This window comes from Streptomyces cinnamoneus, assembly GCF_014650495.1.
Classification (GTDB): Bacteria; Actinomycetota; Actinomycetes; order Streptomycetales; family Streptomycetaceae; genus Streptomyces; species Streptomyces cinnamoneus.
Genome location: NZ_BMVB01000087.1, coordinates 1 through 628, shown reverse-complemented (window position 1 = coordinate 628; position 628 = coordinate 1). Strand labels below are relative to the sequence as shown.

The window sequence follows — 628 nt, the reverse complement described above, 5'->3', positions numbered from 1 at the left end:
ACTTTATCGAAGACTTCAAACCAGACTACTATTACGAAATCTCAGTCACAGACGTAGAAGGCTATACTCCTACCTTTATCGAATACTATGCCTGGGACGAAGACGAGGATGGTCCTATACCTGGTATAAAACTTTTCAAAGACTTCAACATATACCTTGAACGAGAATATTGCGAATACTAACCCTATAATACATATATCACAATGGAAACCCATTTCGAATACCTAACCAAGATTCTTAAGGATGATGCCATTGACACCTGGACTCTAAGAGAACAAGAAGAAATAAATAAACTAGACCTAACCCAAGGCCTACATATTTTCTTATACGATATCTATACCGGTATTATATCCCATTGCCAAACGAATAAACCCACAAACCAAGAACCCATATATGAATCAGAACATATAATAATCCTAGACTCAGATAGTACCATAGGTTGCCAAGAATAAGAATATTGCCCAGGCCTAACTAAGGTACCTGGGCTTTTCTATGTACATACCTAAGAGGCCATCTATAGACTTCATATAATCCCATAAGAAGTACTAGAGCTTTACTACACATATACTTACTAGCCTTATATAAGAACCTACTAGGCCTATCTATAGATCTTATAAGGCTTACCTAA

The 628-nt window shown here is 36.6% G+C and carries 1 protein-coding gene; it reads left to right on the top strand.

All coding sequences use genetic code 11. The annotated features are described in order from the left end of the window. Positions 1–182: hypothetical protein (locus tag IE182_RS32365; RefSeq protein WP_229845302.1), on the top strand; the 182-nt coding region annotated here is incomplete at its 5' end. Between the last annotated feature and the right edge of the window lie 446 nt (positions 183–628).